The following is a 5,740-nucleotide window of genomic DNA, read 5'->3' as shown; positions in this document are numbered from 1 at the left end:
AAAGAAGAAGAGCGTGCTCTGATGAGAAATCGCGCGTAGCTGACCCTCCCATTGCGGAGGGTTTTTTCTATACACCGTCGACGTATGGAAATTTCCTTTCCACTAGCAAAATCAAACCCAAGGCTAGGGTCCGTACGTGATCAGGCCTTGGGTTTTTCACACTTACTCTTTCTTTGTTTGGTTATCGGAAAATTGTTGTTGAACAGCTTCCAAAAAACGCAGCCATGCCTCGGGCAGCTTGGGCTCTTCTGTAGGGCGGCGCATAGTGGAATTGCTGTCGTTTTGTTTCACTCGCTCCATCCTCCATCTATCCTTTCGTGTCTAGCCAATCATGGCGCAGGGTGAACAAATCCCGCAGCTCTTCCGTGGATAGCTCCGTGATCCAGCTTTCGCCCGTCCCGACAATTTGCTGGCTCAACGATAGCTTTCTCTCCATCATCTCATCAATGCGTTCCTCAATTGTCCCGAGAGAGATGAATTTGTAGACGTGAACATTGCGCTTTTGTCCTATGCGATGAGCACGGTCCGTGGCCTGATTTTCTACAGCAGGATTCCACCAGCGATCTACGTGAATGACGTGGTTGGCTTCCGTCAAGTTCAAGCCAGTTCCACCCGCGCGCAAGGAAAGGATGAAGATGGCTCCGCGTTCATCGTCCGGAAGTGTCGGGTCTTGAAAACGAGCGATCATCTCATCGCGTTTTTCTTTCTTCGTGGCCCCATTTAGGAAGTAGACAGGTCCATAGCCTTCTCGTGTCAGCACCCGTTGGAGCAAATTGCCCATTTCGATGTACTGGGTAAAAATCAGGCAACGTTCTTTCTTTTGGCGAATATCCTCCACCAACTCCAGCAGCCTTTCCAATTTGTGCGAACGACTGGCTTCATTTGTAGTTGCGATTTCATTCAAAATGAGGGCGGGGTGGTCACACAATTGTTTGAGACGTGTCAATGTTGTTAGTATCAGACCTCGCCGTTCCATAGGGGAGGCTTTTTCCATTCGATCAAACATATCTTGAATCGCTGTCTCATAAAGTGCGCCTTGCTCGGTGGTCAGCGGCACATATTCCTTGCTCTCATTCTTGTCAGGCAAGTCGAGTTGAATGTTCGGATCGGTTTTCACACGACGGAGCAGGAAAGGCTGGATAAGTCGTTGCACTTGATTGATGAGCTGCTGGTCTTGGTCGCGTTCGATGGGGTGAACAAAGCGCTGGGTAAATTCCCCGAGACTTCCCAAGTAGCCAGGATTCAAGAAATCAAAAATGGACCAGAGCTCACTCAGACGATTTTCGATCGGAGTGCCTGTGAGAGCGATCCGATGCCATGCTTTCAAATCCCGCACAGCGGATGCTTGCTTTGTATAGGCGTTTTTAATATTTTGCGCTTCGTCGAGACATATCGTATCCCATGTAACCATTCCTAGCTCCTGCTCATCCAAATGGGACAGGGCGTAGGAGGTAATCACCAGATCCGCTCCCTTGATCGCTGGCAAGAACGCTTCCTTCTTCTGGCGATCATTGCCATAGTGAATCATCACGTGAAGAGAGGGGGCGAAACGCTTCAGCTCTTTTTGCCAGTTGCCTATGACGGAGGTCGGACAGATTAAGAGAGAAGGCGTACTGGCTGGGCCATGTTGTTTGACATGAAGCAAATACGTAATGAATTGAACCGTTTTTCCCAATCCCATGTCATCGGCTAGACAAGCTCCCAACCCAAAGCGGCGTAAAAAGAACAGCCACGAACTGCCCTCTAGCTGATAATGGCGCAACGTCCCGTGAAAAGTAGATGGCTGCTCCATGATCGGGATACGTTTTGTTTCCTGCAATTGATTCAACAGCTCTCGCAAATGCTGGTTTAGCTGGACCTCAACAGATAGAGAAGTGTCGAATTCGAGCTCATCATCGGGTAGCTCCTCAACCTCTACAGTAGGGGCGAGGTGCATTCTCATGACATCGCGCAGCGTCATGCCGTTTTTCGCTTGGTTTTTCTTGAGCGCTTCCTGTAGCTGCAAGAATAGATCGGGAGTCAATTGTACCCAATGCCCGCGAATTTTCAGCAGGCGCTGCTTTTGTTTAAGGAGCTCCTCAAATTCCTCTTCGCTGAGCTCCACGGGTCCCAAGGAGAGCTTCCATTCAAAATCCATGAGCTGGGAGACACCCAGGAAGGACTGTCTGCTAGCTCCGACAGAGGATGTAATCTTGGCTTTTAGCTTCGGTTTTACCCGGCGCACTTGTTCCCACCATGCTGGCAGAAAAACGTGAATACCTGCTTGCACTAGCTGCAGACTGCTCGAAGTCAAAAAGATCCATGCTTGCTCGTTCGTCAGTCGGGTGAGAAAACGGCTTTGATTCTCCTGGGTGTCTCTTTGCCAAGGGAGAATCTCTTTGCATTTGGCCAGGTCCGTGAGAAAACGATTCCAGTGTTCACGCCAGTCAGCAGGGATGCGAGCGGTGGCTACTCCCTCAGCCGTCAACTGGTGTGGCTCTATGAGAAATAATTGATCTGGCTCTTCACGATTCTGCAAATACACTTGGAGTTGCCAGTCATTGGGGTGCTCCTCGGCCTCGACGATTTGCAAGCATGTGCGAAACGGTGTTGTATCTGGCAGCCAGCCTATCGATTGCAACCATTCCTGTTCCTGAAGGTGTGGAGAAAGCTCGGCGCCCATGACGTACAGAGCCGGGTATTGCGTCAATAGCTGCTCCCACTTTCGCCCGATCTCGCCAGTACCTTGCAAGGATTCCTCCACGACGAGCGAAAGCCACCTGTGTCCATACTCCGGAAAATCGTCGGAAGTATGCAGGGCTCTCCAGCCGATTTGTCCTTTTTTCCAGGAAGTAAAATCAGGGGCAATGGAGCCTTCTGCGAGCGTATCACGGATCATTCCCGCGATATACGTAAATTGTTCAAATGGCTTGCTGGATGAATAGGTCCGATGCAAAAGCCACTGGGGAGAGACGAAAAAGGAGAGGGCCTTGGCAGGGCTGAGCAATACGCCATGCTCGTTTTTGTCCAGGAAGGTTCCGTAATAGGATGACTCATCCCACGCAAACAGTGTTCCTGCCAATTCTTCTGGATCGACCACCGCTCCTTGCGTGTCTTTACCAGTAATCAAGAATTGTCCGTCTGCCAAAAGCTCTCCGTCTAGAACCAATGTTGTGACGGTATTCATAAGTTGAAATTTCCTCTCCTTAGCTCTTCTTGAAAAGCACGTAACCGATTATGTTTGGCAGATAATTGTTCCACGTATCGTTCCCAGCGCGCATCTTGGTTTGCCCTGCTGTAAATCGTCTTTACCTTTTTCATGAGCTTGATCGCTTCTTTGTAGGCCGTTCGATTACGTTCCGCAATGAGTCTGTTCACCTCGCGCAAATAAAAAGGGAAGAGCAGAGTTGGCTCGGCTTCCTCGATTTCTTTCACCTGCACGATCGAGATATCTGCCATAGGCACTTGAAACGACATTTGCAAATCAATCCATTGCTGAAACTGTCGTTCTTCATATAAATAGGCGGCATATTCGTGATAACTGCTCGGTAAGAACTGCTTCAGCTTGGCGCCGCACTCGGCGGATCGTCCGACTTGCTCCATCGCTTCCTGCCAAATGGCGATAACGAGTCGGTAATGCTGTGTCTCGGCTTGGCCGATTAAGGATGTCAAAGATGCAGTCCAATCGAGAAATCGCTGCCATTCTCCGTTGCGAGCGAATGATTTCATATAGGATAAGTAAAAGGAAAGGTTCAAGCGGCTCATTCTTTTCCAGATTTGTAGAGCAGCTTCGTCCTCCTTTTCCATGACATAAAAGTGGGCACGGAGCAGCAGCGCTTTTTCCTTTTCGGAGGCAGAACTGTTTTCATCGTTGATAAGCTGATCCAGCACATGGATTTCCTCTTGTACCCACTCTGGCTTCTTCAATAGCATCCACCATAACATTTGATAGGCGAATATCCAGTAGAGGGAGGTGGCTTCGTTTTCTTTCAATTGCTTGGTCAGCTGAAGAGTATCAACGATGGCATCCTGATGGTCAGCCAAAAGAGCAGGGATGTCTGCAAAGTACAACGTCCCTTCTAATTGATCCAATAGCCGCTCGGCTGTCTGAACCAAATCGAGGAACCAGTATGATTGGCGGTACGTTTTGACGTACTGTGTAAGCTTCATGAGATGAAACAGATTGGCATGAATGACAAAGAGTTGTGCCCGATCCTTCGGCCACGAGGCAGCAACACTCAGCACATTTTGATAGCTCGATAATAATTCAGAGGAAGCTCGATACGATTCCATGGCCGCAAACAGATTGCGTGTCCAGCTCTCAAAAAATGCCCACCACTCATTGACGGAGCTGTTCGCGGTAAGCGGCGAGGAAACAGACGCTGTATCCTGCTGAGTAGGAGCGGTATGGCTGTATTTATAAGTAGGAATCAGCAGATGAGGAGAAAAAGTAGCTCTTCTTGGTTGTTGGGAGCGGGTCAAAAATGTGCGAGGATTCTCGAACACGCTGTACATCTGAAAAAAAGTAGCAGCAATATGCTTGCAAATGCGCGAATAAGGGCAGGTACAGGTGCTGTTTTGAACCGTTTCCATATCGAGGCGAACATGATACACCTCGGAACCCTGAACATCACTTGTCAAATATTGACCTTGTTCTACGCGTGTATTGAAGACGGCGCCATCTGAAAAGTACGTATAGCCCCGTTCAATGATGTGTCCTTCGACGGCAATTAGGATTTGCTCGCCTACCTGTATCGCTTGTTCCCGAGTCAACTCTCTTTGCAGCATGTAGTCAGATCCTCCGAACGAAGTGTCATCCCTCCATTATAACCCAAAATGCGGAGAATGGAAAAAGATGCGTGTGTTCGCAGCATCAATAAAATGGTTTGGACAATAAGCGGAAACAATGCTTAATTTTTGCGGGGACTGGGTGTATACTGTACACGTCGAACGAAAAGCAACTAAACACAATGTATTTTGTTGTCTTTGGTTGTATTTGTACAACGAGAGAGAGAAGGGGCACACATGCTATCGATTTCGATTCTGCTCGTACTATTGTCTGGCCTTGCGCACGCAGTCTGGAACCTGTTCACGAAAAAAAGTGAGAACAAAATGGCGTTCCTTTTGTTGATTACATTGCCAACAACTGTGATTCTCTTGCCTGTTCTCATTTGGGAATGGATGCACTTGCAATTGACATGGTCTTTGGTTCTATTTCTGTTTATGTCCTTTTTCTTTCAAGGATGCTATACCTTGTTGATTTCAAAGGCGTATACATACGGGGATATCTCACAGGTATACCCTATCATGAGGGGGACGGGGACGCTTCTCATTCCGTTTTTCAGCGCGATTTTCTTTCAAGAATATTTATCGGTACCGGGATGGCTAGGAGTCATTTGCATTGTGATCGGAGTCTTCGCCATTAGTGGGATGATAGGCACAGATCGTCTGGCTCAACCAGTGAATCCGCTCGCCCTGCAATACGCTGTTGCTGTTGGACTATGCATTACAGGATACACGTTAACCGACAAGCAAATCGTCCAACAATTATCTCCATTCGCTTTATTGGAAATAACCAACTTTGCCTGTCTGATCGTCGCTGGGAGCTTCGTATGGAAGAAGGGACTCATTCGCCGAGAGTGGCAAAAAAACTGGCGAACGATTTTACTCGGTGCCGTCCTGTCACCAGGCTCGTATTTGTTGTTTTTGTTTGCCATGAAATTGGCACCGCTGGCAGCTATTGCGCCCATTCGAGAGGTAA

Annotated in this window: 4 protein-coding genes; 1 reads left to right on the top strand and 3 read right to left on the bottom strand. The window is 48.4% G+C overall.

The genetic code is table 11. From position 1 onward, the window contains the following. Window positions 1-162 precede the first annotated feature (162 nt). From C7R94_RS30890 to C7R94_RS29330, 3 genes are read right to left on the bottom strand one after another with little or no spacing between them, the layout of a single operon-like run. Window positions 163-291: a hypothetical protein gene (locus C7R94_RS30890; RefSeq protein WP_255577329.1), complete on the bottom strand. Its 129-nt coding sequence runs from the start codon at window positions 289-291 to the stop codon at window positions 163-165. Between the two features lie 16 nt (window positions 292-307). Then, window positions 308-3,166, bottom strand: a complete 2,859-nt coding sequence (locus C7R94_RS29335) for a DEAD/DEAH box helicase (RefSeq protein WP_106786010.1) — start codon at window positions 3,164-3,166, stop codon at window positions 308-310. Further along, the gene (locus tag C7R94_RS29330) at window positions 3,163-4,767 is read right to left on the bottom strand and encodes an SWIM zinc finger family protein (RefSeq protein WP_106786009.1); all 1,605 of its coding nucleotides are present in this window, start codon (window positions 4,765-4,767) and stop codon (window positions 3,163-3,165) included. The genes C7R94_RS29335 and C7R94_RS29330 overlap by 4 nt, the downstream gene beginning before the upstream one ends. A 237-nt stretch (window positions 4,768-5,004) precedes the next feature. On the opposite strand from C7R94_RS29330, the gene C7R94_RS29325 reads away from it, so the two are divergent. Beyond that, the coding region (locus C7R94_RS29325; protein ID WP_106786008.1) for a DMT family transporter at window positions 5,005-5,740 on the top strand (736 nt) is incomplete at its 3' end.

The organism is Brevibacillus sp. NRRL NRS-603 (assembly GCF_003013445.1).
Taxonomy (GTDB): Bacteria; Bacillota; Bacilli; order Brevibacillales; family Brevibacillaceae; genus Brevibacillus; species Brevibacillus formosus.
This window is presented reverse-complemented; position numbering and strand designations above follow the sequence as displayed.